The sequence below is a fragment of the Pantoea sp. 22096 genome (genome assembly GCF_052045955.1).
In the GTDB taxonomy this organism is placed as follows: domain Bacteria; phylum Pseudomonadota; class Gammaproteobacteria; order Enterobacterales; family Enterobacteriaceae; genus Pantoea; species Pantoea alfalfae.
The window spans coordinates 62,431-89,063 of the sequence record NZ_JBQEPW010000002.1; the positions used below are offsets into that span (position 1 = coordinate 62,431).

General features: G+C 51.3%; 20 protein-coding genes and 2 pseudogenes. 5 read left to right on the forward strand and 17 right to left on the reverse strand.

Annotated elements, in window-relative coordinates:
- Positions 1-232: 232 nt before the first annotated feature.
- The 3 genes from ACTJKZ_RS10590 to ACTJKZ_RS10600 form a co-directional block, all read right to left on the reverse strand.
- Complete coding sequence (locus ACTJKZ_RS10590) at positions 233-919, reverse strand: hypothetical protein (RefSeq protein WP_253417820.1); 687 nt, start codon at positions 917-919, stop codon at positions 233-235.
- Between the two features lie 191 nt (positions 920-1,110).
- Positions 1,111-1,641, reverse strand: a complete 531-nt coding sequence (locus ACTJKZ_RS10595; protein WP_440829547.1) for a GDYXXLXY domain-containing protein — start codon at positions 1,639-1,641, stop codon at positions 1,111-1,113.
- The gene (locus ACTJKZ_RS10600; RefSeq protein WP_440829548.1) at positions 1,634-3,844 is read right to left on the reverse strand and encodes a DUF4401 domain-containing protein; all 2,211 of its coding nucleotides are present in this window, start codon (positions 3,842-3,844) and stop codon (positions 1,634-1,636) included. The genes ACTJKZ_RS10595 and ACTJKZ_RS10600 overlap by 8 nt, the downstream gene beginning before the upstream one ends.
- Positions 3,845-4,221: 377 nt before the next feature.
- Here ACTJKZ_RS10600 and ACTJKZ_RS10605 point away from each other — a divergent pair, with 377 nt between their 5' ends.
- On the forward strand, positions 4,222-5,580 hold the full coding sequence (locus ACTJKZ_RS10605; protein WP_440829549.1) for an esterase-like activity of phytase family protein: 1,359 nt from the start codon (positions 4,222-4,224) through the stop codon (positions 5,578-5,580).
- A 130-nt stretch (positions 5,581-5,710) separates the two neighbouring features.
- On the opposite strand, the gene ACTJKZ_RS10610 is transcribed toward ACTJKZ_RS10605, so the two are convergent.
- Positions 5,711-6,739 carry an aldo/keto reductase gene (locus ACTJKZ_RS10610; RefSeq protein WP_440829678.1) on the reverse strand — a complete coding sequence of 343 codons (1,029 nt, stop codon included), beginning with the start codon at positions 6,737-6,739 and terminating at the stop codon, positions 5,711-5,713.
- Between the two features lie 10 nt (positions 6,740-6,749).
- Positions 6,750-7,712 (reverse strand): aldo/keto reductase, encoded by a 963-nt coding sequence (locus ACTJKZ_RS10615; protein WP_440829550.1) that lies wholly within the window; start codon positions 7,710-7,712, stop codon positions 6,750-6,752.
- A 112-nt stretch (positions 7,713-7,824) separates the two neighbouring features.
- Here ACTJKZ_RS10615 and ACTJKZ_RS10620 point away from each other — a divergent pair, with 112 nt between their 5' ends.
- Entirely contained in the window at positions 7,825-8,718 is an 894-nt protein-coding gene (locus ACTJKZ_RS10620) for a LysR family transcriptional regulator (RefSeq protein ID WP_440829551.1), read from the forward strand.
- Between the two features lie 258 nt (positions 8,719-8,976).
- Here the strand turns inward: ACTJKZ_RS10620 and ACTJKZ_RS10625 are convergent, their stop codons facing one another.
- Both ACTJKZ_RS10625 and ACTJKZ_RS10630 read right to left on the reverse strand, forming a co-directional pair.
- On the reverse strand, positions 8,977-9,840 hold the full coding sequence (locus ACTJKZ_RS10625; protein WP_440829552.1) for an alpha/beta fold hydrolase: 864 nt from the start codon (positions 9,838-9,840) through the stop codon (positions 8,977-8,979).
- Between the two features lie 391 nt (positions 9,841-10,231).
- Positions 10,232-12,148, reverse strand: coding sequence for a methyl-accepting chemotaxis protein (locus tag ACTJKZ_RS10630; protein ID WP_440829553.1), 1,917 nt, complete (start codon positions 12,146-12,148; stop codon positions 10,232-10,234).
- A gap of 736 nt (positions 12,149-12,884) precedes the next feature.
- Here ACTJKZ_RS10630 and ACTJKZ_RS10635 point away from each other — a divergent pair.
- Positions 12,885-13,136 carry a hypothetical protein gene (locus ACTJKZ_RS10635; RefSeq protein WP_222925541.1) on the forward strand — a complete coding sequence of 84 codons (252 nt, stop codon included), beginning with the start codon at positions 12,885-12,887 and terminating at the stop codon, positions 13,134-13,136.
- Between the two features lie 561 nt (positions 13,137-13,697).
- On the opposite strand, the pseudogene ACTJKZ_RS10640 reads toward ACTJKZ_RS10635, so the two are convergent.
- Positions 13,698-14,469, reverse strand: a pseudogene (locus ACTJKZ_RS10640) (AraC family transcriptional regulator).
- Positions 14,470-14,585: 116 nt separating this feature from the next.
- On the opposite strand from ACTJKZ_RS10640, the pseudogene ACTJKZ_RS10645 reads away from it, so the two are divergent.
- Positions 14,586-15,308: pseudogene (locus tag ACTJKZ_RS10645) on the forward strand (type 1 glutamine amidotransferase).
- A gap of 149 nt (positions 15,309-15,457) precedes the next feature.
- Here ACTJKZ_RS10645 and ACTJKZ_RS10650 read toward each other — a convergent pair.
- From ACTJKZ_RS10650 to ACTJKZ_RS10670, 5 genes are all read right to left on the reverse strand, one after another.
- On the reverse strand, positions 15,458-16,078 hold the full coding sequence (locus ACTJKZ_RS10650; RefSeq protein WP_253417811.1) for a protein phosphatase CheZ: 621 nt from the start codon (positions 16,076-16,078) through the stop codon (positions 15,458-15,460).
- An 804-nt stretch (positions 16,079-16,882) separates the two neighbouring features.
- Positions 16,883-17,911, reverse strand: a complete 1,029-nt coding sequence (locus ACTJKZ_RS10655; protein ID WP_440829554.1) for an NADP-dependent oxidoreductase — start codon at positions 17,909-17,911, stop codon at positions 16,883-16,885.
- Positions 17,912-18,730: an oxidoreductase gene (locus ACTJKZ_RS10660; protein WP_222925646.1), complete on the reverse strand. Its 819-nt coding sequence runs from the start codon at positions 18,728-18,730 to the stop codon at positions 17,912-17,914. It lies immediately after the preceding gene.
- Between the two features lie 132 nt (positions 18,731-18,862).
- Positions 18,863-19,645 (reverse strand): SDR family NAD(P)-dependent oxidoreductase, encoded by a 783-nt coding sequence (locus tag ACTJKZ_RS10665; protein WP_253417809.1) that lies wholly within the window; start codon positions 19,643-19,645, stop codon positions 18,863-18,865.
- A 60-nt stretch (positions 19,646-19,705) separates the two neighbouring features.
- Positions 19,706-20,797 (reverse strand): alkene reductase, encoded by a 1,092-nt coding sequence (locus tag ACTJKZ_RS10670; protein WP_260058709.1) that lies wholly within the window; start codon positions 20,795-20,797, stop codon positions 19,706-19,708.
- Between the two features lie 133 nt (positions 20,798-20,930).
- Here ACTJKZ_RS10670 and ACTJKZ_RS10675 point away from each other — a divergent pair, with 133 nt between their 5' ends.
- On the forward strand, positions 20,931-21,479 hold the full coding sequence (locus ACTJKZ_RS10675) for a TetR/AcrR family transcriptional regulator (protein WP_161736717.1): 549 nt from the start codon (positions 20,931-20,933) through the stop codon (positions 21,477-21,479).
- Positions 21,480-22,363: 884 nt separating this feature from the next.
- On the opposite strand, the gene iolE is transcribed toward ACTJKZ_RS10675, so the two are convergent.
- From iolE to ACTJKZ_RS10695, 4 genes are all read right to left on the reverse strand, one after another.
- Positions 22,364-23,260 (reverse strand): myo-inosose-2 dehydratase, encoded by an 897-nt coding sequence (iolE, locus tag ACTJKZ_RS10680; RefSeq protein ID WP_440829555.1) that lies wholly within the window; start codon positions 23,258-23,260, stop codon positions 22,364-22,366.
- A gap of 88 nt (positions 23,261-23,348) precedes the next feature.
- On the reverse strand, positions 23,349-24,128 hold the full coding sequence (locus ACTJKZ_RS10685) for a TIM barrel protein (protein ID WP_440829556.1): 780 nt from the start codon (positions 24,126-24,128) through the stop codon (positions 23,349-23,351).
- Positions 24,129-24,137: 9 nt separating this feature from the next.
- Positions 24,138-25,145 (reverse strand): Gfo/Idh/MocA family oxidoreductase, encoded by a 1,008-nt coding sequence (locus ACTJKZ_RS10690; RefSeq protein WP_161736714.1) that lies wholly within the window; start codon positions 25,143-25,145, stop codon positions 24,138-24,140.
- A gap of 33 nt (positions 25,146-25,178) precedes the next feature.
- A complete protein-coding gene (locus ACTJKZ_RS10695) occupies positions 25,179-26,630 on the reverse strand; it encodes a sugar porter family MFS transporter (RefSeq protein WP_440829557.1) in 1,452 nt (483 codons plus the stop codon).
- Between the last annotated feature and the right edge of the window lie 3 nt (positions 26,631-26,633).

Below are 26,633 nucleotides of genomic sequence, written 5' to 3' on the forward strand. Positions count from 1 at the left end.
CACAGACAATAATGGAACGGCTCTGCCCGGCAGGCTTTATCATCCTCTTTTCGTGCTCATGAATTAAAACCTGCGTCCTGTAGTTTACGGGAACAGCCAGGTAAACGAAAAGATCCTGATTTAGTCTGCTGACGGAGGGTTTGAGAGAAAAACGGACCTGAACGTATGCGGCTATAAGTAAGCTCACATAGATGCAGGCTAAAAATCGTTTCTGACAGGGAATCACATCGCATCAGTTAACCCGTAATGGATAACATTTGGTCCAGTTGTAGTTGATCTTTGCCAGCGTCAGTTCTCCGGCTACCTCCCCAAAATCAACGGCCTGACGTTCCAGAAAATAGTGACGTAAGGTTGCGGGTAAAAAAGCCGCGTTGTAGCGCAGCAGGGTGCTATGCCAGAAGGGGGCCGGTAATGGGCTGCCCGAATGACGCATCATCAGCTCATTTTTCCAGTCAGAATCGAGCACCTTTTCGCAGAATGACTGACGCATGGCTACGGCAGGACGTTCAGGGATCCCTGCGAGCAACAACTGACCGGGCAACGCAACGAGCCGGAGATCCCTGATAACGATTTTCTTCGCCTCAAATCCGCTCCAGATAGCCGTCAGCTGATCCACTTTTTCAGGCAACGGCGCGTTTTCGTGATAGAGCGGCAGGGTCAGAGGTAAGAAGGTAAAATGAAAACCGTCTGCTGGCAGAACATCGGCAAGCTGATCATCTCGGGTGAGTTGCTGCAGTTCACGCAGCAGACGTGAGACATCAGAGGATACAGACGGCTGACTGCCTGCTGCGAGAGCGAGTTTTACCGGATCGTAGTAGTTTCCTTGCCTGATATCGCCAATGCCTGCATTTTCCCGCCACATCCCAACGGTATTCTCATTTGCAGAACGGTAAATGTTGTGCAGATTTATCGACTTCATATCAGACCTTTTGCCATTTAAATCTGTTTATCGCTAAGGGTATTTCTGACTGACGTTTCAGGCTACCTGATTAATCCGATGGCCGCAGACCTGCGAAGGCATCGTGATGCGCTGCTACAGAAATCCTTTCAGTAAAGCTATTAAGGCTACTGCCAGTCTGTTTTGTACTGTTCAGCGAGCGACTCGCATAACTAAGGCTGAATGACCTTCCCCTGTTCATCAAGCAGATCCGTCAGAAGTGCTGTGCCGTCGCTCCCCACGCGAAATGCACCGTATCGTGCCTTTGCGAAACGCTCGCCATGATCTTCCTGAAAGAAATAAGCGTTGGTGCCGACGGTCAGCGAGCCGGCGTGTTGATGGTATTTCACCCGTAGCTGATTTGCCTGCAGCGGCTCACCCTGATCAAATCGGGCCTGAGTTGCATGACGCTGCGCATCGAGGTCCACAATCAGAGTACCGCTGGTGGGCAGGCATGGCGCTGACCGGGTCGCGCCGCAGGCCACTGCCTGTTGATACAGCGTCTGCTCCAGCGGTCGGGTGAGGGCATAATTCAGCGCCATGTAATCACCCTGCATCAGGGAGCGCGGGTCCACCGGCGCAAGGGGTAAAATCATGACCGCGCCCTGTTTCAGCAACTGCTCTTTTTGCCAGATGCTGACATTAACGGTCACCAGCGCCAGCGCTATCACCGCGCCTGTCAGCCATCGGCTCTTTTTACGCATTCTCACTCGCACCTCCGATCTGTGCGGGTAACACTTTTGTGACGACCCACGCCAGCCCCAGCAAAACCAGACCACCAGCCAGCAGCAACAGCGCTTTATGCAGCAGTAGCACTTCCAGGAAGTAATACCAGCCAATGACATACAGCACCATGAACCCGCCACTGACCACCAGCAATCCCGGACTTCCCAGATAACGCGCCATCAGAATCAACCATAAGCCCAGCCCGATACCCGGCGCATAAAGGGCGGCAGCCCCGCAGATAACGGCGGCGGGCAGCGTGATGATCGAAAACAGCGGCTGACCGCTCCTTTTCTGACTGAGCGCACTCAGCACTAAACCTGCCGCAATACCGGTGCCTGTCGCAGACTGAAGCCTAGAAAACTGCGCAGAAGTCCAGAATAAATCCATGAGAACCGCCGCGTTTATTCCGAGGAAACTCAGCAGCATCAGACCCGCCGGGATGCCATACAGCAGGGGATGTACGGCGTCAGCATAGGTTCCTGCCAGTAATTTCAGCTGATGGCTGACAATCCACAGCCACAAAAACATCACCGCTGCCACCAGCAGGGAAACAGCAACGCGGCCTGCCGTTGGCGACAGGTAGAGCAGGGAAAGTAAATAGCCCGCCAGCACCAGAAAAAAAGTCAGGGCAGTGATGGCCATAAATCGGTAAGTGCTGTCAGGCATCGCCACCGCCATCGCCGCGAGAATCGGTAATGCGCACAGTGAGCTCAGCATCATAAAGCTGACGTCATCGCTCTGGATTTGTAACACAACGCCGATAACCAGCCCACACGTCGCCGCAATGGCCCATGCCAGGCCAAGGTGATACTTACCGTCACGATCGCTGCGTAACAGGCCGCGGGCAATCACGGCGAGGACCAGTGAAGGCACGATAAGGGTCACAGCATTCGGGTCGTCGAGCAGGTCAGTGCTATAGAGCACCAGCGCCATCAGTAACAGAGTGATGAGCGCGGCGACCCAGCCTCCGACGCTCAGCGCCAGCCTCAGATACCAGGGCAGATTGGATGCGTGACCGCGTTGCTGAATCTCCCTAATCTGTGCGTCGCTCAGCAGGCCCTGATGACGCAGGGCATCTTCCAGGAAGGTCAGCCTGGCCGGAGCCTGATCGAGAGGTCCCTTTTCAGCCAGTTTGCGCTGCCACTTCAGCAGGATCGAACCATTTGCCGCCACCCAGAAAATCATCAGGACGCCGGTCAGATACAGGTCAGCCGTAACATAGGCCACAAGGAATAACTGCATGATCAGTGCGCAGCCCACAATCGTCAGACTGGCGATGCCCAGCGTCAGCATACAGAGATCAACATGGCGATAACGGTACAGGTAATAGCCTGCCAGCAGGGTGGCCACCCAGCCGCCCGTGACTAACGTAAAGTGGTTAGCACCGTGCCCGTCAGAGATATTTCCGGCCACGATGCCGGTCAGCAGCAGCAGTAAAAATCCGGCCATGACGCGTGAGAACCAGCGGCTTGCCAGCCAGCTCTCAGGATGATGCGTTATTGCCCGACAGGCCAGAACTTCCCTGATAATCAGGCAGGCTGCCAGCAGCGCCAGATAGACGTGCAGCACTGTCGTCGGGAGCCAGAAGAAGCTGTCAGACACGGCGAGCTCCAGCAGTGGCGTCGGCAACGTGGCGGTGTAATAGAGCTGGAACGCCAGGTTAGCGACCAGCCAGCTGCAAAACCACAGGCTGTTTTGCCGCGCAATCAGCGCCAGCGGCAGAAGAATGCATAACCAGGCCCGGAATAGCTCCCAGCTATCCGCACCCGTCTGATAAATCTGTCCGTAAAGCGCAAAGAGAGCACCGAAACTTAATCCTGCTGCCAGCAATGCGCTGCGTGCCAGCGTGCTGTACCAGCGCCACCAGACCACTACCGCCAGCGCGACGATCAGCAGTTCGGTCAGGGCGAATTTCGCCATCTTCGGCAGCCAGGCCCAGTTCCAGGCAATAAAAAATACCGACCCGGCAACCAGTGACAGCAACCCCAGAAAGCTAAGCATCGGGATAAGAAACTGACGCCATTGCGCATGTGACGGCCTGATACCACAGAAAACAAAGATGCGCTGGCAGGTTTCCGGGCTCAGTCTTCCGACGTTGACCAGACCAGCAATCTGACGGCAAAGATAGGCTGCCGTTCGTGATGGCATCCCGGTTATTCCATCAGGTGCAATCTCCCTCATACAATCTCTGCCTCTGTTTGCGGTGTGAGTTTGATGACGATAACCACGATTCTTCCCTGCGCTCACGCTTTGCTGAGCGGCCGATAATTTTGCTGAACAAATGTAAACATCTTTTGCGGGATATAACAGTGTCAATCTAATACGAGGGGGGAACGCTGCGCGATCCGCCACACTCTTTTGAATATGAGCATCGCTGACCAGAGCACCTGCGTTTACTGATGTCATAATCCTGATCGTTTTGTCTGAACAGACAGGTCCATCCCACTGAGCTCACGGGAAAATAATCACTCTGTTAACCGCCAATGTTTCCCGGTGATTTCATTTTTCTGTCACTTTTATTCTTTAGGCTCGTGGCTTTCCTTAACGGATATAAAAATATGAAAATAAAAGCGATTTCTCTGCTTATCGGTTGCGCACTCTCTTTATCAACATTAGCGGCACAGCCGAAAGTTGAAAGCGACGTCGTCAGTTTCCCTGAAGGAACGCGCGTGAGCTACAACGGGGCATTCGCCAGCGCATTTCCTCAGGGTCTGCCGGTGGGTATTGGTTCCGGTTTGCTGTTTACCGGTAAGCAGGGGGAGGCGCTGACCTTTGTTACCGTCACCGATCGCGGACCCAATGCCGACTCACCTGATGTCGGTAAGAAAGAATCAAAAATATTCGTCACGCCGGACTTCGCTCCACTGCTGATGAATATTCGGGTGCAGAACGGCAAAGCCGAGGCCACGGATGCCCGACCATTGCATGACGATAAGGGCAATATAAACGGATTGCCGTTGCAGGATGGCGTCATTGGATCAACTAATGAAGTCGCGCTAAGCGATACGCTGAAAGCGCTGCAGGGTGACAACCGTGGTCTGGATACAGAAGGCATTACGCCGGATGGCAAGGGCGGATACTGGCTATGCGATGAGTATGGTCCGTTCCTGATTAACGTAGATGAGCGCGGTAAAATCCTGGCCATTCACGGGCCGCAGGCAGCCGAAGGGGAGAAATCCATCGCAGGCGGTCTGCCGAACATACTCAAATGGCGTCAGCCAAACCGTGGCTTTGAGGGGATCACCCGCATGCCCGATGGGCGTATCATTGCCGCGGTGCAGAGCACGCTTAATATCGACGGTAAAAGCAAAAAGCAGGCGCGCTTTACCCGCCTGGTGAGTTTCGATCCGGCGACCGGGAAAACCGCGATGTATGGTTACCCTATCGACAGCGAGGCTTACAGTAAAAACAGTGACGCAAAAATTGGCGATATCGTGGCGATCGACAATCAGCATATCCTGCTGATAGAACAGGGCACCGATAAAAACGATGCGATGCGCAACCTTGTCTATAAGGTGGATCTTAGCCCGGCTACCGAGCTTTCAGCATTTGATAAGCCCGGTGAATACCCGGAGTTTGACGACGAGAAAACGCTGCTGAAACGCGGCATTAAGTTTGCCGCTAAAAAGCGAGTGGTTGATTTACGTCAGCTCGGCTGGCAGCAGGAGAAAGCCGAAGGGCTGGCGCTGATCGACGATAAAACGCTGGCGATCACTAATGATAATGACTTTGGCGTGAAAGCGGTGATGCAGGATCCGGTTGAAGGTAAGAATCGTAAGGATTATCGGGTGACGGAGCAGGGGACGCTTAAGGTTGATGACAAGCCGGTTGCCACGACTATTAGCCTGAAGCCACTGAAGAAACCGGAGTCGGACAGTGAGTTGTGGGTTGTTACGCTGGCGGAATCGCTGAAATAAGATTCAAAGGAGTAAAGCGTTAACGTTCGTTTTTGGCACAAAGCGGACAGATGCGCATGTTAATGTCCGCTTTGTGCCAGAAGCGGACGTTGACATGCTACACAGTGAAAAAATAGTGAAGCTTACTTACTCAGTTTTTTTTATCTGCATTGGTTAGTGGCGTATCCTTATCGACCCAATCCATCATTAGCGGAGCCCAGCGTTCGCCTTCAACTGAAACAAGAGCCGCCGCTCGTTTGATCTCAGTCAACTCAGATTGCGTCAGTTTTACCTCGGCGGCAGCAATATTTTCTTCCAGCCTGTGCAGCTTGGTCGTACCGGGGATCGGAACGATATATGGCCGCCTGGCAAGGAGCCATGCGAGCGCTATCTGTGCCGGTGTACTGTTTTTATCGGCAGCAATCCGTTTGAGTAGATCAACAATAGCCTGATTTTTCTCCATTGCTTCTGCTGTGAAACGCGGCAGAGCTTTACGGAAGTCGCTGTCAGCGAGTTGCGTTTCTTTCCCCATGGTGCCGGTCAGGAACCCTCTTCCTAATGGGCTGTAGGGCACAAAACCGATGCCGAGCTCGTCACAAGCGTCGAGAATACCGTTCGTCTCTGGATCGCGAGTCCAGAGCGAAAACTCATTCTGTAGCGCCGTAATCGGCTGCACTGCATGCGCGCGACGAAGCGTCTGAATGCTGGGTTCAGACAGACCGAAATGCCTGACTTTTCCTTCAGCGATGAGGTCCCTGACTGCGCCGGCTACCTCCTCGATCGGAACGTTTGGATCAACACGATGCTGATAGAACAGGTCGATAACATCGACACCGAGTCGCTTCAGCGAGGCTTCCGCAACCTTGCGGATATTATCTGGCCGGCTGTTGAGGCCCTGGATCTGGCGGGTATGAGGATCGATGTCGAACCCGAACTTGGTAGCGATAACCACCTGATCGCGAACAGGAGCAAGTGCTTTTCCCACCATCTTCTCATTTTCGGACCCACCATAGACCTCAGCTGTATCAAAGAGAGTGACGCCCCGTTCGACCGCCTGACGAATGAGCGAGACTCCCGCCGCCAGCGGCAGAAAGTCTGCATAGGTAGGGCTCAGCCCCATGCAGCCGAAGCCAATGATGCTGACCTCAAGGCCACTTGATCCAAGTACACGCTTTTGCATTGTTTTATCCTTACGCAGTTCGTTCGCCATGTACTCCAAGGGAATGAAAGCCCTCGTCGATTTCACGGATGTCCTGATCGGTCAGGGTCAACCGGATCGCGCCTAAATTATCCTGGAAGTGCTTGAGCTTGGTGGTGCCGGGGATAGGCACGATCCAGGGACGCTGCGCCAGCAGCCATGCCAACGCAACCTGCGCTGTCGTTGCGTCTTTTCGTGTCGCTACAGTCTGCACGACATCAAATAATTGACGATTATGTGAGCGTGCTTCCGGAGTGAATCGCGCAAAGCCTGCGCGCATGTCGCCTTCTTTGGTAGGTGTGTCTTCGCTGATCTGACCGCCAAAAAATCCCATACCCAGCGGGCTCCAGGGCACGAATCCGATGCCGAGCTCTTCGCAGGTCGGCAGCACATCGGGTTCAGGATCGCGGGTCCAGATTGAATATTCGTTTTGGACGACTGCAGGGGAATGAACGGCATGCGCGCGGCGAATGGTTTCGCCGTCGACTTCGGATAGGCCGTAGTGAAGTATCTTGCCCTCCTCGACGAGATCCTTGAGTGTTCCTGCGACCTCTTCGATTGGGACTGCAGGATCGAGCCGATGCTGGTAAAACACGTCAATACGATCAGTCTTTAACCGACGAAGCGACGCTTCTGCGACCTCCCGAATATGGTCTGGACGGCTATTGAGGCCTCGAACAGAGCCATCGGGTGCAAGATCGAAACCGAATTTCGTGGCGATCACTACTTTGTCACGGATTGGTGCCAGCGCCTCGCCAACGACCTCCTCGTTGGTGTATGGGCCATAGAACTCGGCAGTGTCGAAGAGCGTAATCCCATGCTCATGCGCGGCACGGATTAACGCTATCGCTTCTTTGCGGTCAGTCTCAGGACCATATACCCGGCTCAGGTTCATACAACCAAAGCCCAGTTCTGAAACCTCAGGGCCATTTCGGCCAAGTAAGCGCTTTTTCATTCTAAAACCTTATTATAATCAACGAAAGTATCTGTCCACGTTAATTATATGGCGCGAATGGGTTCATTATAATACGGTGTTATATGCTAAGACCTATGAGGAAATCTCATTAATGCCTCGCCTGAATTTGAACGATTTGGCCTTATTCGTCGCCGTCGCCCGGGCGCGTAGCTTCACGAAAGCAGGCGCCCAATTGGGGGTTTCTCAATCGGCCTTGAGTCACGCGATGCGGGGACTGGAGGAGCGGCTTGGTGTGCGCCTCCTTGCACGAAGCACCAGGAGCGTATCGCCTACTGAAGCTGGCGAACGACTACTCCGTTCGCTTGCCCCTCGACTGGAAGAGATCGAAATGGAGGTAGCATCAATCGTCATTTCACGAGATCAACCTTCGGGCACCATCCGATTGTCCGCTCCTGAACATGCGGCACGCACGATCGTCTATGCAGCAGTAGCTCGGGTCGTTTCCGAATATCCTGACATTTGCGTCGAAGTCAGTGTTGATCACGCGCTTATCGATATCGTTGCCGACCGCTTTGACGCGGGTATTCGCCTGGGTGATCAGGTCGCATCCGACATGATCGCGGTGCCTATCGCGCCCGGCCTGCGGATGGCGGTGGTCGGTACACGTTCCTATTTTGCTGCCCATCCAGAGCCACAAACGCCCAGCGATTTGGCCCGACACAATTGCATCACTTTGCGCCTTCCCACTTACGGCAACCTGCTCCCATGGGAATTTCAGAAGGGCGGGAAGGAAGTTAGCATCAGCGCGGAAGGCCAGCTTATTTTCAATACCAATAGCCTTGGTCTCCAGGCGGTAATGGGCGGACTAGGTTTGGGTTACTGTCCTGAAGATGAGGTCGAGGAAGAAATCGTCACAGGACGTCTTATCAGAGTGCTGGAAGATTGGTGTCCCATTTGGCCCGGGTATCACCTCTACTATCCCAGCCGGCGACAGCAGACGCCTGCGTTCGCCCTACTTATCGATGCGCTTCGATACAGAAAGTAAAGTAAACACTTTAGGTGATATCGGGAGTGGCTTTATAAGCTTCTTACTTTCAGCTGGCATCAGTCTGCTCATAGTTTGTTTTGTGCCAGAAGCGGAAGTTGCACATGTGAAGTTATGTTCAACCTATTGGAAACCTTCAGCTGTCAAAAGTGAAACGTCCGCTCCTCGCTCAAAGCGGACCTTCGATTCGATAAGAATGTCCGCTATGTGCCAGAAGCGGACGTTGCCATTTCACTATAAGTATATATCTGTATGCTGCTAGCTAAGTTGCAACAGAAAACGCTGTAATTCAGCCGTGACTTCTTTTGGATTCTCCTCGGCCATATGGTGACCGCTGGCTATTGCCTTGCCCCGAACATCATGTGCCCAGGTTTTCCAGATACCTAATACATCGCCATATATATCTTCCAGATCATCATATTTCGACCATAAACAAAGCGTTGGGCACATAATCAGGTTTCCTTTTTGGCGATCCTGGAGCTCATGTTCTTTATCGATACTAAGGCCGGCACGATAGTCTTCGAGCATCCCATGTACAGTTTCCGGATCATGAATAGCTTTTCTGAACTCATAGTACTCTTCATTTCCCATTGTTTCAGGCTGCCCTCCATACCACTTGTCAGGATCAGCGAGTATTGCCCGCTCTGGCTTTTCTGGTTGAGCAAAGAAGAACCAGTGATACCACTGCCGTGCAAATTTCTCATTACACCGGTTAAGGGCTTCTAGTATTGGAATGCAATCAAGTACGGCAAGCCGTGTGATTCGCTCTGGATAGTCAAGAGCGGCTCTGTAAGCTGTGTAACTTCCTCTGTCATGCCCAACAAGCGCGAATTGCTCAAAACCAAGATGACTCATCAACTCAATACAATCTTTTGCTTTAGCTCTTTTAGAAGAACCAGCATGATCACACTGATCAGCCGGCTTTGACGATTGGCCGAACCCCCGTAAATCAGGGCATACGACGGTAAATGATTTAGCCAGTTCGGGAGCCACTTTTGACCAGGTTACATGTGTACGAGGGTGTCCATGCAATAACAGAACAGGTGATCCGTTCCCCCCGTAGCGCACATTGAGCTCTGCTTCTGAAAGGCTGACTCGTGTATGTGTAAATCCTTCAAACATATGCTGACTCTCACGGCAGTAGTGTGGGGATAATTATAGGCTGCTGTTTAGTCGGACACTTTGCTACGCAAGAGGCCGAGCATATTCGCCCCTCATGGCAAAACTGGGAATGCAACGCAAAAAACATTATGGAAAAAATTCAAAATGAATGTCCGCTCTTCGCTCAAAGCGGACATTGGCCTGCACAACGTCCGCTTCGTGCCAGAAGCGAACATTCGGAAGAAATCATAGGTAACAAGCAGATGTGTCGGCTGATATCAGTGCGTATTAGTCAGCAGGGGGCAGCCCAGACTGACTCAGCGTCATAAAAAGGCTTGTCACCTTACCGATATTATTTACGGAAGGAAACAGCCAGATGAGGTTAAACCCACCTCTGGCTGCCGGATGGATATCAGAAAGTTTCCCAGTTGGTTTCTGATGTCCTGAAGGACGACTGAGGTTTTAACACAGGCGTGACCGCCTGAACCTTCGGCGTCAGCAATCCGGAAGAAGGCACACGGAACACGGCAACGGTTCTCTCAAGCTCGAGCGCCTGCTCTTCGAGGCTGCTGGCCGCTGCGGATGACTCTTCAACCAGCGCAGCGTTCTGCTGAGTAGTTGTATCCATTTCCGTCATGGCCTGCGCAATCTGCGTGATCCCGCGGTTCTGTTCGTCCGACGCAGCGGCAATTTCACCCATGATGTCCCTGACCTGCGATACAGACCTGACGATATCCTCCATCGTATTGCCGGCACGGTTAACCAGCTCGGTCCCGTTACTTACCCGGCTTAGAGACTCACTTATCAGCGTCTCAATTTCTTTTGCAGCAAGCGAACTGCGCTGCGCAAGGTTGCGGACTTCACCGGCAACCACAGCGAATCCGCGCCCCTGCTCGCCAGCCCGGGCCGCCTCGACTGCGGCGTTTAGCGCAAGAATGTTCGTCTGGAAAGCGATGCCGTTAATAACGGAGATGATTTCCCCAATCTTGCCTGAACTCTGACTTATTCCCCCCATGGTGCTAATCACGTCGCTGATGATATTCCCGCCGCGGCTGGCATTGTGTGACGCGTCGGTAGCCAGCTGGCTGGCGTGATGCGCGTTCTCCGCATTTTGCTTAACCGTGGATGTCAGTTCTTCCATGCTGGCAGCCGTCTCGACCACTGCAGCCGACTGCTGTTCGGTACGTGACGACAAATCGGTGTTACCGGCCGCAATTTCAGAGGAGGCGCGGGCAACGTTATTCACGCCGTCCCTGACCCGCGAGATGATGTTACGCAGGCTCTGGTTCATGGTGCCCACGGCAGTCATCAGCTCGCCAAGCTCATCAGTGCGGGAGCTGGTTATTTCTGACGTCAGGTCACCTTCAGCAATACGTTTTGCAGACGACAGCGTTTCTCTCAGCGGGATGGTGATGCTCCGCGTCATTCGCCAGGCAATAATCAGGCTGAGAATAATACAGGCGAGGGTAGCCAAACCAATCTGCCAGATTGCGGTGTGGATATACTTCTGAGCCATCTCTGACTGAAAGAACGCGAGTCCTGTGATGGCGCTATTCAGTTTGCCTGCCGCTGCGGTCATTTCCTCTGAAGCCAGGCTTTCTGCCCGCACCGAAAGGAGATAATTATTTAACAGGGCGGAACCCGATAAAGTTTTCTGGTCCACTTCCGCCAGTATTTCAGCGAGCGCATTGTCAGAATCGCCTTTGAGCTGGTTAACAAGCGGAGCAATCGTGTCCCTGATCCCAGTGAATTTATCCAGCGCGACAGACTCTGGCTTTCTGATAAAGGCCTGGATATAAAACGCTGCCTGCTCTGTTTTGAAACTGAGAGAAAGCAGGGGCGCAGCAATCCCGGCGGGGACAGAAGCCTGACTGGAAGCCAGTTTTTCAGCCAGTGAGGCCAGATCCATCGTGTTTATCTGACTAAACGCGAGTGCAGCCCTGTCACTGCTCTCAAGAAAGGCCCGACGTTTTTCCTGATACTGCGTCAGAACCACGCCCAGGAGAGAAAGCCTCTCACTTCCTTCGGCTGACCACGAGTACTTATCGAGACTGGTTCGTAAAGCAAACAGCTGATTCATCGCCTCGCCGTTAATCTCGATAAACTTTTTATCCCGGGTGTACTGAAAAAGCGTGCGGTTAAGCCTGGCTTTTGCCAGCGTGTCCAGCATCTGAACGGTAACATCCCGCTTGGCTGAGTTTTCCTGAATACTTAAAAAACAGCGAAACGCGAGCGCCGCTATGATAACAGAGGCCAGGATGACCAGTGTGAATCCCAGTGCCAGTTTGCCCCCTATTTTTAAATCCGTAACTTTTTTTATAATATTCATTTTAATAATCCCAGTGTTAAATAATACCCTGCTCCTGAAATAACCTCAGGCTTCAATACGGTATCGGTAAAAAAGATGCTTTGTTTACACCTTTTTTGAATGCATTTAAAAAGATGTTTTCAGGAAGGATTTAATGAGTCATCCCGCTTCGGTTAGTGCTGGACACTACCTGGATTGATTGTCATTGCGGTTATGGTTTGGTATCAACCTTGTTTTAGCGGACAGACAATTAATAAACATGTTTACCTGTGCATGAAAGGAAATGTAAATAAGTGCGTGTAGAGAAATGCGCACGTTTGCATTCATCATGCTTACCCACAGTGTGCATCCAAAGTAAACCAAGCAAGCTTATGATAAATATAGCTAAATATCATAAATCTTGTATTGGGCTGCCCATTATCGATAGCAGAATGAGATTAAACCTGTGAAGGCTTCAATCACACTTTTACCGTGATAATTTCGCTTTTTAAGAACGTATAAATATTTTATTGTAAAAATTAAAAAACGCCGGTTTTATCTTAAAGCATGGTGCGATTATGCCGATAAACTGTCACAGGCAGGCCTGCAGCAGTAGTCCTGAAGAAATAAATCAGCTAAACAGATTAGCTGCAAATACAGGACAGGTAATATGCTGGAATCCTCAACTTCAATCAATCTCTGAATGTTTAGTAAAATGATATTTTGTGTGGCACGTGGATTGGAAATGTATTAATGAATTTAACCCGAGGAGGAGACTATGCCACTACGAGATGAAGATAAAGGGCAGACAATTATTAGCGAGGCCGCACTACGTCTGGCCCTCGCTGAAAAAGAGATAAATATTAATTCCCTTTTGATTGAACTGGGACACATGGCAACAGATAACTGCCACGACGAGCGCCTCAATAAAATTTTTGTAGCCAGAACATGGCTGAGAGAGTTCATCACTCCGGTTCCTGCCGAACAGCACGCACTTTATCTGCAGATACTCGCTGGCCTGAATGAATAAAATAACTGTTAAAAAAGCAGAATCCCTGTGAGGCAGCAATGATTCCATCGGACTCAGGCGGGTCATTCCGTCACCACATAAAAATGTAATACGGTGACCTTCTATGACCGCTCAAAACAATCCTGTTTTTTTACACCTCCTACTGGCACAAAGCTGACCTTGAATAATAGGTTTGCTCACAGCCAGAACAACCCGTTCCCCCAGCGCAGATTCCTGGTGGCGGGGGCTGCATGATCTCCACGCTGTTGATGACGCTGCTGCTGCACGGGTTATAGCGATCATATTACCCAGCCTTACACGGGCGTTCACGTACATCCGGCTACATCAGTAAGGGTTTTATCAAGCCCCGTGTGTTGCAGACTCTCGCGAAGCCCGGCGTAATTTCCTTCTGTCAGACGTATCAGGATATTCAAATAAAGCGCCAGCGTGCGTCTCTTCAGCGTCAGTGAAGCGAGAGCCGTTCAGGAACGCCCCTGTTTTAACCGAAGTGCATTTTCAGCGTAAACAGACTGTCTTTTACCTGCGTCTGTTTTAATTGAAAGGCGGAAATTGATTCACAGATTAAGGCAAAAAATCACGCGGTGTTGAACTCAGAATGGAACGGAAAGCAGCGCTATAGGACGCCGGACATGAAATGCCAGGCTCATAAGCGGCCTTTTTGATTGGAATGCCATTCGCGAGTTGATCCAGCGAAACGTAAATCATTGCTCTTTGTTTTCAGGTGTTGAAACTACAGCCCGTACCTTTAATAAACAATCGCGAAAAGGTACGCTCTGACATCGCCGCTATAAAAGCGAGAAAACTCATCGATGCTTCTCAGCGTTGGTTAACCAGTAGTTCCCTGACAGCAGAGAATAATCGCTCATCATTTGGCATTGGAAGTACTGCAGTTAATGGTTGAGTTTCGCTGAGTATTTCCAGAAGCAACAGGGCCATATTGCGCTGACTCGGTCTGTTGTCGTTCTCACTGAACAGACCTGTTATCAGTTCTTTCACCAGGGGCAGCGCCGTAATGACGTGTACCGGGTCACTCTTCGTAAAATTGGTGCATTCTGCGAAAAGGCTGCAACTAAAACAGACAGCCCTAAGATCGGTATGAGACAGCAAATTGTAACTATGGATCTGCAGAGGTGGCAGCCACAATGCACGCTGAGGGGGATAACCCATCGGTTGTTTTCCGTTTCAACCAGCATGACCTCCTGACGGCATAGCGTTATTGCCACTCAAGATGATGTTGGGGAGGATCGATTTATCCACGTTGATAGCTTATAGCCGTGCCAGACCAGCCAGTAAAGTCTTCATGTCCCGGCGCTTTATCTAAACTACCTGGCATTTCAGATTCAGACCCTGCCACTATGATACTTAAATCGGAATCATCCGGCGTGCGAGTTCACGGGATAGAGAATGTTTATCGCCAGATTATCCCAGGTATAACAGGAGCCTGTCTTAATGCGGGTACACTTTACTTACATGAACGTTTCGAAGCACCAAGGCATAAGAAACATGGGCGAGAAATCAGGGTCATGATGTGACTTACTCACACTGATACGCAGATGATGCGTTGTCAGCCAACGCTCAGGGCATCGATTTTCTAATCATTATGGGCGGTCCACAAGATCCAGCCACAACATCTGAAGCGTGCCCGCACTTCGATTCAAAAGGTGAGCAGGCGCTGATTGCCTCCGCTGTTAAAACCGGTAAGGCTGTGATTGGTATCTGCCTGGGATCACAGTTGACCGGTGAAGCGCTCGATGCGCCGTTCGCCCATAGCCCGGAAAAAGAGATTGGCAAATTTCCGATTACCCTGACTGAAGAGGGCAGAAGGGATGCGTTGTTCTCTCATTTTACGAAATCGCTTGATGTCGCCACTGGCATAACGGCATGCCGGGTCTTACTCCGGAAGCAAAAATGATTGCTTTCAGCGAAGGCTGTCCGCGCCAGATCGTTTCATATTCAGACCGTGTGTTTGGGTTCCAGTGCCATATGGAACTGACGCCGGATGTTGTTGAGCTGCTGATCGCGCATCCTGACAAAGATCTGAGCCGTGCTGCAGAATACCGCTTCGTTGACACGCCGGAAAAACTTCGGGCGCATGATTACAGCGAAATGAATCAGGTACTCTTTAAATTTCTGAACAAGCTGGAAAAACGTTATAAAGCCGCTCAGGCATAAGGTCATTCCGGGTGAAAACTGTTGCCGGTTTTATGGCAGATAAGCGGGTGTTGAGCATGAAGAGGATTTTTGACTTTCAGTCAAATTGACTTGCCGCCGACCTTCCTCTTCTCAATCATGCGTTCTCAGCCTTGCTTTTTTATATCTGCTTACATTCCCAGACTGGCCAGCAGGTCGTCTACATCATCCTGGCTGGCAGGGGTTTCTGATGAGGAAGCGGGTTTAGACGGCGCTGCGCGCTCGGTCGTGCCATGTGAACCAGTGTTATCACGGATGACCTGTATCAGCTGCTGCTCAGCCTGATTCAGCACGGCCATCATCGCCTGGACTATCTGTCCGGTAAGATCCTGGAAGCCCTGTGACATCATAATCGCGTGCAACTGCTGTTGTGTCAGACCCGTGATGCGGGGGACCTCATCCAGTAAGGCAACAGTATCAGCAGCTAATGCCTGATCCTGTTCTTTGTCCGACGGATTCCCGGAAGTGGCATCCCAGCGTTGAGTGAGCTTCTCCGCTTTTTCGCCCAGTTCGGTTTGCAGAGGCTGCGTGATCTCCACGCTGTTGATGACGCCCTCTGCGGCTTCACGGGTCATAGTGACCACATAACCCAGTCTTTCACGGGCATTGGGGATACTTCCCGCCACCTCTGCAATGGTTTTATCAAGCCCTAGCTGTTGCAGACTGTCGCGAAGCTGCCGCAGGATGGAGCCAGCACGCGCCGTGATTTCGCTAATTTCCTGCTGCTTACTATGGGTGTCGGATGGTGACATGAATGTTTTTCCTGCGGACAGAGTTTCGATATCTGAGGTTATCGGCAGAGTCCGGCGGTTTTTTAAATTTCCTGTGATTTTTCCCATCGAACAGACGTATCAGAATGTTAAAAAGACGCCTCGGTGCGGATATTTTCAGGTTTGGGAAAGGGAAAAATGTGGCTGAATAGCTGTGTTCACACAGCGGGCTTTTCTGCCTGGAGAATGTGCCAGCGGTTACGTTTGTTTTGATCTAGAAGCGGGCTTTGGTCGTTGTTCCACTGCGGAGAGCGTAACCGTCAGCGAAGTTGCTTATTGATTAACAGAGGCATGCCAGCGGCAGCCATTGATATGGTGCTTTTGATAGCCGGTGCGATGATTTGAAACGGAAATTAGCGCATCAGGTAAATCTTCATTGCTGCTGCGAACGGTATAATATCTGTTCAGACAAACGGCGAGAGGTTGTAATCAAATGCTGACGTATATCACGATTGGTACAAATGACCTTCAGCGATCCATGGACTTTGATGACGCTGTTTTTAAAGTGCTCGATGATTCACGACTGCCAGCCCGGACAGAGGGCTGGGCAATGTGGGGTATTTACTTCAATGCCGACTGACCAATGTCCGCTTCTGGCACAGAATGGACTTGCGCGTCGCACTATACGCATCCAGCAAAAGCAGCCCCTGCGCCTCGTTTTTGATGCCTCTGACACAGAACCTATGTGCGCGCGTGGCAAGGTACGCTGTGAGAGAAATGCGCTCATGCTGCGCTTCTTGTCCGAAGCAAGAGACTCTGGCGATTTTCCTTAAGCAGATGCAGACCTCAGTTGCTGTCACTCGGTATCTTAACGACGACTTTGCCTTTCGCATGTCCCTGCCCAAGGTAGGCAAGAGCTTCTTTTGTTTCCGCGAAAGTAAATACCTTGTCGATCACAGGCTTGATTTGTTCAGTTTCTACGAGTTTACAGATTTGAGTAAGCTGATCGCCATCAGGCCGGACAAAAAGAAATGAATAGGTCAGGCCTCGCTTTCTGGTAAGACGCAAAATCCTGCGGCTCATCAGCCCGAACACAAAACGCAGGAGAAAGTTTAGTCCCCGAGTCCGGGCGAACGCAGTATCTAACGGGCCGACAAGAGAAACAATCTTTCCGCCCGGCCTGAGAATTTGGGCAGACTTTTCAATTGAGTCGCCTCTGATAGTGCCGAGAACCACATCGTAGTCACTCAACTGTTTTTCAAAATTTTGTTTTTTATAATCAACAACTTCATCTGCGCCAAGATGACTTACCCATTCGACATTGTCTGTACTGGTAGTCGTTCCCACCTTTGCACCAAATTGTCTGGCCAGCTGGATAGCAAAACTGCCAATCCCCCCGGAACCTGCCGGGATGAAAACCTTCTGGCCTGGCTGCAACCCGGCTCGATCTGTCAGCGCCTGCCAGGATGTGAGGCTCACCATCGGGAGCGAAGCCGCCTGGACGAAATCCAGGTTTACGGGTTTCATGGCCGCAGCGCTTTCAGTCACTAAAGCAAATTCAGCAAGAGAACCCGTTCCCGTGTCGAAAATGCTGGCGAAAATTTCGTCGCCTGGCTTGAAACGCGTCACGCGACTCCCCGCTGCGATCACAACCCCAGCTAAGTCGCTACCCAATGTGGCGGGGAGCTTGAAATGCAAAACCGGCTTGAATATTCCGGTTGGGATCAAGTTATCAATCGGGTTCAGACCCACGGCGTAAACTTTAACCAGGATTTCATCAGCAGCAGGGGCTGGATAATCGATGTTTTCAAATCCCAGCTCAGGGGATTTACCGTAGCGTTTAAACGTAAATGCTTTCATCGTCTTATTCTTCATTTATTGTTTTGCATCAAGCTGAAGACTTTTGCGCACCACCTTATCCAGGAATGACGCAGGGGCGAACCTGAGAATAAAATTCAACTGACCAGCCAGCTTTCCTGCCGTATAGCGAATCTTTGGACGTGAAGTCTGTGCGGCTTTAACCACCACGTCAGCCACCACCTCTGGACTTTCCGCCTCAGCCATTGCCTTGTTCACTACTTTCGTCAGCTTAGCCCGAATCTGGTCATACTCCTGAAGCCTGGCGTCCGGCTCGATATTATTGGCTTCAAACTGTGTTTTCATGTAAGCAGGTTCGATGACAGAAACTCTGATGCCCTGCGTGCGCAGTTCATGATCCAGTGCGCCCGAATACCCTTCGACCGCATGCTTACTGGCCGCATAAAGTGCCACATACGGCAACGGAACGATGCCGAGTATCGAACCAATATTGATGATACGCCCGCTGCCCTGACGGCGCATATGAGGGATTACTGCCCGGCTCAACCTGACGATGCCCAGAAAATTGGTGTCGAAAATGTGCCTGGCCTGATCAACAGAACTTTCTTCCGCCGCCGCCGGAGCGACCCCAAAGCCCGCATTGTTCACCAGAACATCGATACGCCCTTCCAGACCCAGTAACTCCTCAATGGCGGCCCCGACAGAGGCGTCGTCGGTCACATCCAGCGTAAGTAACGGAAACGATTGTTTTCCCGCCTGTGAACCACGCCGGCTTGTGCCATATACAGTAAATCCAGCGGCTAAAAGTTTACGGGCAGTCGCTTCGCCGATACCCGAGGACGCACCGGTAACCAGTGCAACACGTTTTTTTATCATGCTGAATAAGACCTTAATGATGTGTTTGAGGTTTCTCATCGCGGATGAGACGACAGGCTGTAAGGGATTTATGTCGGATTTACCGCTGCGCAGAACAGCCGGAAGACTGTTCTGCACAGTGCACCTCATTGATTACCGTGTTTTATATCGTTCAGCGGCTTCATCCTGTTTGATGTCTGTAAGCAGCGCCTGACGCGAAGCATCAAGGGTGTCCCAGTGGGCAGCATTACGTAAAGGCGGGATGGTGACGAGTTCACGGCGGTCAAAGCCCACCAATGCGGCATCCACTAACTCGCCCACTTCCATGAAATTTGCCGAGTTACTGATGTCGATACCTGCGCGGTCCCAGATTTCCGTATAAGTGCCGGCAGGAAGCACCGCCTGGATATAAATGCCTTTAGATGACAGCTCGACATTCATTCCCTGAGACAGGAAAAGCACAAAGGCTTTGGTTGCTCCGTAAACCGTCATGGCAAATTCCGGGGCGAGTCCGACGATGGAACTGATATTGACGATCGATCCTTCGCCCGTTTGCACAAAGCGTGGCACCACGGCACTGGCCAGTCTGGTCAGGGCGGTGACGTTAAGCGCGATAAGGCTTTCTATCGAATCAGGCGTCTGCTCTGTAAAACTGCCAGACTGCGCGATACCCGCGTTATTGATAAGGGTGCCAATCCGTGTGTCTTCACGCAGACGGGATTCGACCGCGGCTAAATCACGCGTTTGCGTGAGGTCGGCAGGCAGAACGTCGACAGAAATGCCATTTTCCTGTCGCAGACGCGCGGCCAGTGTTTCTAACTTCGTTTTGTCGCGCGCGACCAGCACCAGGTCGTGGCCCCGGCTGGCAAACCGTTCTGCGTAAACAGCACCAATACCCGTGGATGCGCCTGTGATGAGAACTGAAGCTTTAGTCATAAGTTGATCTTCTTTATTAATGTGTAAAAAGAATCTGCAATGTGCGATGTATGTAGGGCTTTACTTGCTGGCCTCAGTCAGCGACGGGTAATCGGTATATCCCGCTGCGCCACCGCCATAAAGGGTTTCAGGATTGAGTGAGGCCAGAGGCGCGCCCGTCTTCAGCCTTTCGACCAGATCCGGGTTGGAGATGAACAAGCGACCGAACGCGAACAGATCGGCTTTGCCTTGCGCAAGCTGAGTGGACGCCAGTTCCAGGTCATAGCCATTGTTGCCGATATAGGTGTTTTTAAAACGCCGGCGCAGGGAGTCGTAATCAAACAGTGAAACATCACGCGGGCCGCCCGTCTCACCTTCAACTACATGGAGGTACACGATGCCTGATGCATTAAGTTCATCAGCGACGTAGTCATACAATGGCTGCGGATCACTGCATGAAATGGCATTAGCATGGGAAACTGGTGAAATGCGCACGCCGGTGCGGTCAGCACCGATCTCATCTTTAACAGCCGCTGTAACTTCCAGCAGCAGGCGCGCACGGTTCTCGATAGAGCCACCGTATTCATCAGTTCGCTGATTTGCGCCATCTTTAAGGAACTGTTCCAGTAGATAACCATTCGCGCCGTGAATCTCTACACCGTCAAATCCGGCGGCAATGGCATTGGCCGATGCCTTTCTGAAATCGTCAATAATCCCCGGTATTTCCTGCAACTCCAGCGCACGTGGCTCAGAAACATCAGCAAAGCCATTATTCACAAAGGTTTTCGTCCCGGCGCGCATCGCAGACGGCGCGACCGGTGCAGCCCCACCCGGCTGTAAATCGACATGCGAAATTCGTCCTACGTGCCATAACTGTACAAATATGCGCCCACCTTTGGCATGCACCGCGTCAGTCACTTTACGCCAGCCATCGATCTGAGCCTGTGTGTAGATCCCCGGCGTATCCTGATAGCCCTGCGCCTGTGCGGAGATCTGTGTCGCTTCAGTGATCAGCAATCCTGCTGTGGCACGCTGGGCGTAGTAGGTCGCCGCCAGTTCGCCCGGTACCAGCCCCGCTCCGGCCCGATTACGTGTCAGCGGTGCCATCACGATGTGGTTGGCCAGTGTTAGTGAGCCAAGTTCATAGGGTTGAAATAATGTCTGATTCGTCATGCTTATTCGCCCGTTAATGGTGGGTTGTGGTGTCAATATAATGATGATGATCATAATCAATAAAGTCAACCCGTTTGATTATGGTCATCATCAATGTATACTTAAACTCAATTTTTAAGAGGGGCAGGAAACCATGAAAGTGTCGAAAGAGCAGGTCCGGGAAAACCGGACACGCATTGTTGAAACGGCCTCAGAACTTTTTCGTGAGCGCGGTTACGATGGCGTGGGCGTCGCGGAACTGATGGCTGCGGCGGGATTAACACACGGCGGGTTCTACAAGCACTTTAGTTCCAAGGCTGACCTGATGTCGGAGGCCATGAGATGTGGTTTTACGCGATCGGCAGAAAGTACGGTTGGTGTGAGCCGGGAAAAATTTATTGAATACTACCTCTCCCGACAACACCGCGATGATATGGGGAACGGGTGTGTGATGTCGGCACTAGGCACCGATACTGCGCGTCAGTCTGAGTCAATGAAGGCGGCATTTGCGGCCGGGATTGAACGTCAGCTCGCAGTGTTGGGGAATGAAAATGTAACGCGCGCTGACCTGATTGATAATATTGCACATCTTGTTGGTGCCCTGGTTCTATCTCGTGCCTGCCCTGATAACTCAGCACTGGCTGATGAAATTCTGGATGTGTGCCGTACTCGCCTTTGCAGTCAGGATGTCCATAAGGATTGAATATATTCTGTTGCGGGAATTATTTTATGAGCAGTGCAGTAATTAAATAACCCATGTCCGCTTCTGGCCCATGATACGGCTTTTGTTCCATGAGGACATTGTCATGTTCAATCTTCATAGTGTCAGGAGATTTGATTATGGATGTCCCATATGAGCGAGATGCAGACATTATGGTCTGCCTCCGGGGAATATCGATCGCGACGATTACACCTGAGGATATAGCCGCACTGCTGCTCGTTCAAGCGTTCGGAGGGCGTATATTCCCGCTAACCGTACCCGGAGAGGCTGACCCTCGATCAGATTGCTGTTCACTTTGCTTCGGTCTGGGGTTGTGCGGCTGATGTGCCAGACCTTACGCCTGACAGCTATGTTGAATAGCTGCTCAGACAGACACCGATGACAAAGATGAAATCGGAAGTTACCAAGGCGCCCCTTTATCGCCGCTGGTCAGCAACACTGTGGAAACCATTACCGGTCGTCCAGCGGAGCGGTACGCCGAGTATCTGGTTACGAACTTTTGCACCGAAAGCCTGAATAAAGCTGACGAAAGATGAATACACCAGCCTCTATTTCCGGTTTAACTTTCAGCATAAAGCAGTCCGATAGGGTCTTAAATGCGTTTTAAGTGAAAACGGTAGCTAAAAATTATGCTCACTGCCTTCTGGTGGCTTTAAAATAACGCATTGTATTAATAAATGCTTGGGTAATTAACAGTCGCCAGGCACCATCCTTTTTTCATCCAACGATCGATGCTAATCATCCAGGGTTAGTTTATTAGAGTAAGCACCAGGCATAATGGCCAGTTTATTTCATATTAAAAAAGGCGCTTAATCAGCGCCAGATGACCCTATATAGTAACCTGATGGCTAATTTTTAACGGCGACTCAGATTCCAATCTCATTTTTAACCCATGCTCGCGCTTTTTTGACCGTCTCTAATGGCGGTGCTTTTACCGGGTCTTGTTCTGCCTCAATAATTATCCAACCACTATAATTTGATTGTTTCAGAAAATTAATTACTGGCGTGTAATCGACGATGCCATCTCCAGGAATGGTGAACAGACCGTTTCTGACAGCATTATTAAAGCTCCAATCATTGTTGATCACATTATTTAATACATTTCCACGCACATCCTTCATATGGATATGTGCCACCCGGTTGCCGTAGTTTTCCAGCACCCAGCTAATGTCTATGCCAGCAGTTGTCGCATGGCCACAATCCAGCACGATACCCACTACATCATCAGTCGCTTCCAGGAATGCTTTCAACTCATCGTTAGTTTCTACAATCATCATCAAATGATGATGGTAAGCGAGACGCAAGCCGTAAGTTTTCAACAGTGACGCAGCCAGACTATTTACCTTCTGCGCATACTGCTCAAGATTGATGCTCCCTAAAGCTGGAGACAGCGATAATGGCTCATCCAGAGGAGAATTGCCTGGCATAACACCGCACTCACCATAAACCATTACTTTCGCCCCAAGAGACTTGAGAAGTAATGCGTGATTGTGAACAGCTTCAAGCTCTTCCTCGACGCTACGCTCAGCAAGAAATCCGTTAAACCAGCCGGATGCCAGCTTGAGCTTTGCGTTGGAGAGAATCGGCTGGAGTGTATTAATTGTTCCCGGGAATTTACGCCCCAACTCAATCCCTTCATAACCAGCTGCTGCGGCTTCTTCCAGGCAGGTTTCTAGCGGGATATCGCCGCCGAGATCTGCCAGTACATCATTGGTCCAGGACAGTGGACTCACTCCAACAAGAATACGCGTTGATACGCTCATATTTCTATCCTTCAAAATAAAAAACACCGCTCCCGATGAGCTGCGAAGCGATGCTAACCAGGTCCTGCGAGGCTCGGGGGGGCAGGGATTACAGGGTGAACGCTTCGCGGAAAGCGTCCAGCGCCGCCACAGAATCACCTGATGCCCAACCTTCCAGTGCTACCACGCCGTGGTAGTTGATGCCCTGCAGCGCCCGGGCAACGGCTTTGTAATTGATCTCGCCCGTTCCCGGCTCCTTACGGCCCGGCACGTCAGCGACCTGGATTTCACCAATGTACTTCTCGCTTTTCTGAATCAGCTCAATCAGGTTTCCTTCACCAATCTGCGCGTGATAAATATCAAGGTTCATCTTCAGGTATGGGCTGTTCACTGCGGCAACCAGCGCAAGCGTATCGTCTGCTTTGGCGAAAGGCGTACCCGGATGGTCAACGGCCGTATTCAGGTTCTCCAGAGTGAACACCTTGCCGGCTTGCTCGCCCAGTTTTGCAAGCGCATCCAGCGTTTTCTTCGCCTTCAGCCACATGTCACCGGTTACTACTTCAACTGGTTTCACAGGCAGGCCGACATTGTTCAAACCGGTTCCGTGCAGGTTCAGTGACGGACAGCCAAGACGACAGGCAACCTCAATTGACTTGCTGGCACTGGAAAGCAGCTGTGCAATCTCTTCGTCGTCGGTCAGGTTTCCTGAGATATAGCCGGTCATTGAAGTAATGCGGGCACCGGTTTTCACCAGCGCTTCGATGTCTTTCTGGGTCCAGTCCCAGATTTCCACGCCGAAGCCCATGGCGTGAAGGCGTTCCACGCGCTCAATGAATGGCAGTTCGAGGAACACCATTTCAGCGCATACGGATAATGAATAGTCAGACATGAGTAATCCTTACAGAGTGATCGGCTGAGACTGCTGAACAGAGGCAATACATGCCAGCGCAATTTCCAACGCGTTGCGAGCATCTTCGCCCGTTGCCTTCGGGGTTTCACCGGTCGCAACACAACGCACGAAGTCGGTCAGCTCTGCTACATAGGCATCACGCAGCAGATCGGTATCGCGGCGTGCAGTATCGATTGAGATACCCTCAGCGGTGTACCGCACGCAGTTGTTCACGTTCATATTGCCAGCCTGCAGCATCCCTTTGCTGCCGAACACTTCACCACGCACGTCGTAGCCATATACTGCCTGGAAATTAGCTTCAGCAGTAGCTATTGCGCCGTTATCAAAACGAATGTTCACTACGGCGGTGTCCAGCAATCCACGGTCTTTAAAATCAGGACGAACTAAAGCATCGGCAACGGCATAAACCTGGGTAGGTTTCGCCCCCGGGTTCAGGTGAAGCAGGATGTCGAAGTCGTGGATAAGGGTTTCCAGGAAAATGGTCCAGTGTGGGATTGGAGCAGGATCGCCCAGGCCTGGATCGCGTGTGGTTGAACGCAGCAGCTGCGGCACACCAATTTTACCTGCTTTGATTTCTTCGTAAGCAGCAGCAAAACCGCTCACGAAGCGACGGTTGAAGCCAACCTGCAGCGTAACACCGGCTTCTTCAGCGGCGTTGATTGCCTTATCTGCCTCTTCCAGAGTCACAGCCATTGGCTTCTCACAGAAAACGCCTTTACTCGCCTTTGCTGCTGCTACAATCAGCTCAGCGTGAGTACGCGCTGGAGATGCTATAACGACTGCGTCGATGTCAGGGTCATTCAGCATTGCCTGCGGGTCGGTATAGGATTTTTGTGCGCCCAGTTTAGCGGCCAGTTTCTCTGCGGCGCCTGGAACAGGATCTGCAACTGCTACTAAAGTGGCACCTGGAATACGTTGAGCAACCGTTTCACCATGAAAACTGCCCATACGACCTGCGCCAATCAGACCAACGCGCACAATATTTTTTAAAGACATGTGACTCTCCTCAATATGTAGGGTATTTAAGGCTTACTTTTGGGATACCGATTCTGGTGTAACGAGCGGTTGCTGCTCATGTCCAAAACGACGGGATTTAGAAAGCATCAGCGGTTCGATGTGCTCCAGCGATACACCTTTTGTCTCAGGCAGGAAGCGGCCAACGAACCAGAAAGCGATGACGCTGAACCCGCCGCATAGCAGCAGCGGGAAGGCGCCGTGGAAATGCGCCATCAGTGCCGGACTGCGGTTCATCATTGGAAAGCTCTGAGTAACGATGAAGTTTGAAATCCACAGGGAACAGAAGGCATAGCCCATCGCTACAGCACGCATACGGTTCGGGAAGATTTCTGATATCAGCAGCCAGGCACCGAGGCTCCATGACAAGCCGAATACAAAGATAAATCCCACTAAGCCAACCACCGGCAGGTAACCTTTGGCTTCGTTCATGAAGGCCCAGGAAGTGAAGAACAGGAAGGCAGCGCAACCTAAAGCACCCCAGCGAAGTAACGGAATACGGCCCACGCGGTCAAACGCAACCAACGCAATACTGACACCCGCTAACAAAGCCAGACCCAGAAAAATGCTTTGAAACAGAGAGTCCTGTGTATTACCCGTCACGTTCTGCAGTAGTGATGGTGCGAAATACATCAGGATATTGATGCCGGAAACCTGCTGAAGCACGGCAACGGCACAACCGATCCACAGAATATAAGATGCCTTTTTGTCCTTAAGGATGCCGCGCTGCGATGGCGCACTGGTTGAGGCGGAATCAACATCAATAGAACTACGGATCTCGGCGTATAAGCGTTCAGCATGTGCTGCGTTGGAAAGAGAGGTCAGCACCTTGAGTGATTTCTCTTTTCTGTTATGCATCGCATACCAGCGTGGCGATTCTGGCATAAAGAAGGCCATCACCAGGAACAGGACGCAGGGAACCAGTGCTGACGCCAGCATCCAGCGCCAGCCCATCGATACAATCCATTCGTGAGCCGCCCCTTTGGCAATCAGATAGTTCACCACGTAAACCACCAGTTGGCCGCTCACCATCAGCATCTGCTGCATACCCAGCATGCGCCCACGCAGATCTTTCGGAGACACCTCGGCGATGTAGAGTGGAGTAACGGCAGAGGCCATTCCCACGGCCAGACCGCCAATCATGCGATAGATAACGAACCAGGTAAGGTCATTGGCGAGAGCCGCGCCGACTGCTGAAATGGCAAACAGAACTGCAGTAATGATTAATGTCGCTTTACGGCCAATATGGTCAGTAAGGCGCCCGACACCCCAGGCACCAATAACACATCCCAAAATAACGTTAGAAACCGCCCATCCACTTTCAGCAGGCGTGAGCGATAAATGTTCAGTCAGTGGTTCGATAACGCCTGAAATAACAGAGGCGTCATAGCCAAGAATGATCCCGCTGACTGATGCGATGGCACAGATGAAAATGAGGTAAGGCACATTATGCTTTCGTGTAGACATTTC

Excerpts from the sequence above, each read along its gene's own strand:
- ACTJKZ_RS10665 (WP_253417809.1), bottom strand. The coding sequence starts at position 19,645 with ATGACTAAAGCTTCAGTTCTCATCACAGGCGCATCCACGGGTATTGGT.
- ACTJKZ_RS10595 (WP_440829547.1), bottom strand. The coding sequence starts at position 1,641 with ATGCGTAAAAAGAGCCGATGGCTGACAGGCGCGGTGATAGCGCTGGCG.
- ACTJKZ_RS10675 (WP_161736717.1), top strand. The coding sequence starts at position 20,931 with ATGAAAGTGTCGAAAGAGCAGGTCCGGGAAAACCGGACACGCATTGTT.
- ACTJKZ_RS10660 (WP_222925646.1), bottom strand. The coding sequence starts at position 18,730 with ATGATAAAAAAACGTGTTGCACTGGTTACCGGTGCGTCCTCGGGTATC.
- ACTJKZ_RS10690 (WP_161736714.1), bottom strand. The coding sequence starts at position 25,145 with ATGTCTTTAAAAAATATTGTGCGCGTTGGTCTGATTGGCGCAGGTCGT.
- ACTJKZ_RS10615 (WP_440829550.1), bottom strand. The coding sequence starts at position 7,712 with ATGAAAAAGCGCTTACTTGGCCGAAATGGCCCTGAGGTTTCAGAACTG.
- ACTJKZ_RS10610 (WP_440829678.1), bottom strand. The coding sequence starts at position 6,739 with ATGCAAAAGCGTGTACTTGGATCAAGTGGCCTTGAGGTCAGCATCATT.
- ACTJKZ_RS10625 (WP_440829552.1), bottom strand. The coding sequence starts at position 9,840 with ATGTTTGAAGGATTTACACATACACGAGTCAGCCTTTCAGAAGCAGAG.
- ACTJKZ_RS10695 (WP_440829557.1), bottom strand. The coding sequence starts at position 26,630 with ATGTCTACACGAAAGCATAATGTGCCTTACCTCATTTTCATCTGTGCC.
- ACTJKZ_RS10630 (WP_440829553.1), bottom strand. The coding sequence starts at position 12,148 with ATGAATATTATAAAAAAAGTTACGGATTTAAAAATAGGGGGCAAACTG.
- ACTJKZ_RS10605 (WP_440829549.1), top strand. The coding sequence starts at position 4,222 with ATGAAAATAAAAGCGATTTCTCTGCTTATCGGTTGCGCACTCTCTTTA.
- iolE (WP_440829555.1), bottom strand. The coding sequence starts at position 23,260 with ATGAGCGTATCAACGCGTATTCTTGTTGGAGTGAGTCCACTGTCCTGG.
- ACTJKZ_RS10620 (WP_440829551.1), top strand. The coding sequence starts at position 7,825 with ATGCCTCGCCTGAATTTGAACGATTTGGCCTTATTCGTCGCCGTCGCC.
- ACTJKZ_RS10685 (WP_440829556.1), bottom strand. The coding sequence starts at position 24,128 with ATGTCTGACTATTCATTATCCGTATGCGCTGAAATGGTGTTCCTCGAA.
- ACTJKZ_RS10655 (WP_440829554.1), bottom strand. The coding sequence starts at position 17,911 with ATGAAGAATAAGACGATGAAAGCATTTACGTTTAAACGCTACGGTAAA.
- ACTJKZ_RS10670 (WP_260058709.1), bottom strand. The coding sequence starts at position 20,797 with ATGACGAATCAGACATTATTTCAACCCTATGAACTTGGCTCACTAACA.
- ACTJKZ_RS10600 (WP_440829548.1), bottom strand. The coding sequence starts at position 3,844 with ATGAGGGAGATTGCACCTGATGGAATAACCGGGATGCCATCACGAACG.
- ACTJKZ_RS10590 (WP_253417820.1), bottom strand. The coding sequence starts at position 919 with ATGAAGTCGATAAATCTGCACAACATTTACCGTTCTGCAAATGAGAAT.
- ACTJKZ_RS10650 (WP_253417811.1), bottom strand. The coding sequence starts at position 16,078 with ATGTCACCATCCGACACCCATAGTAAGCAGCAGGAAATTAGCGAAATC.
- ACTJKZ_RS10635 (WP_222925541.1), top strand. The coding sequence starts at position 12,885 with ATGCCACTACGAGATGAAGATAAAGGGCAGACAATTATTAGCGAGGCC.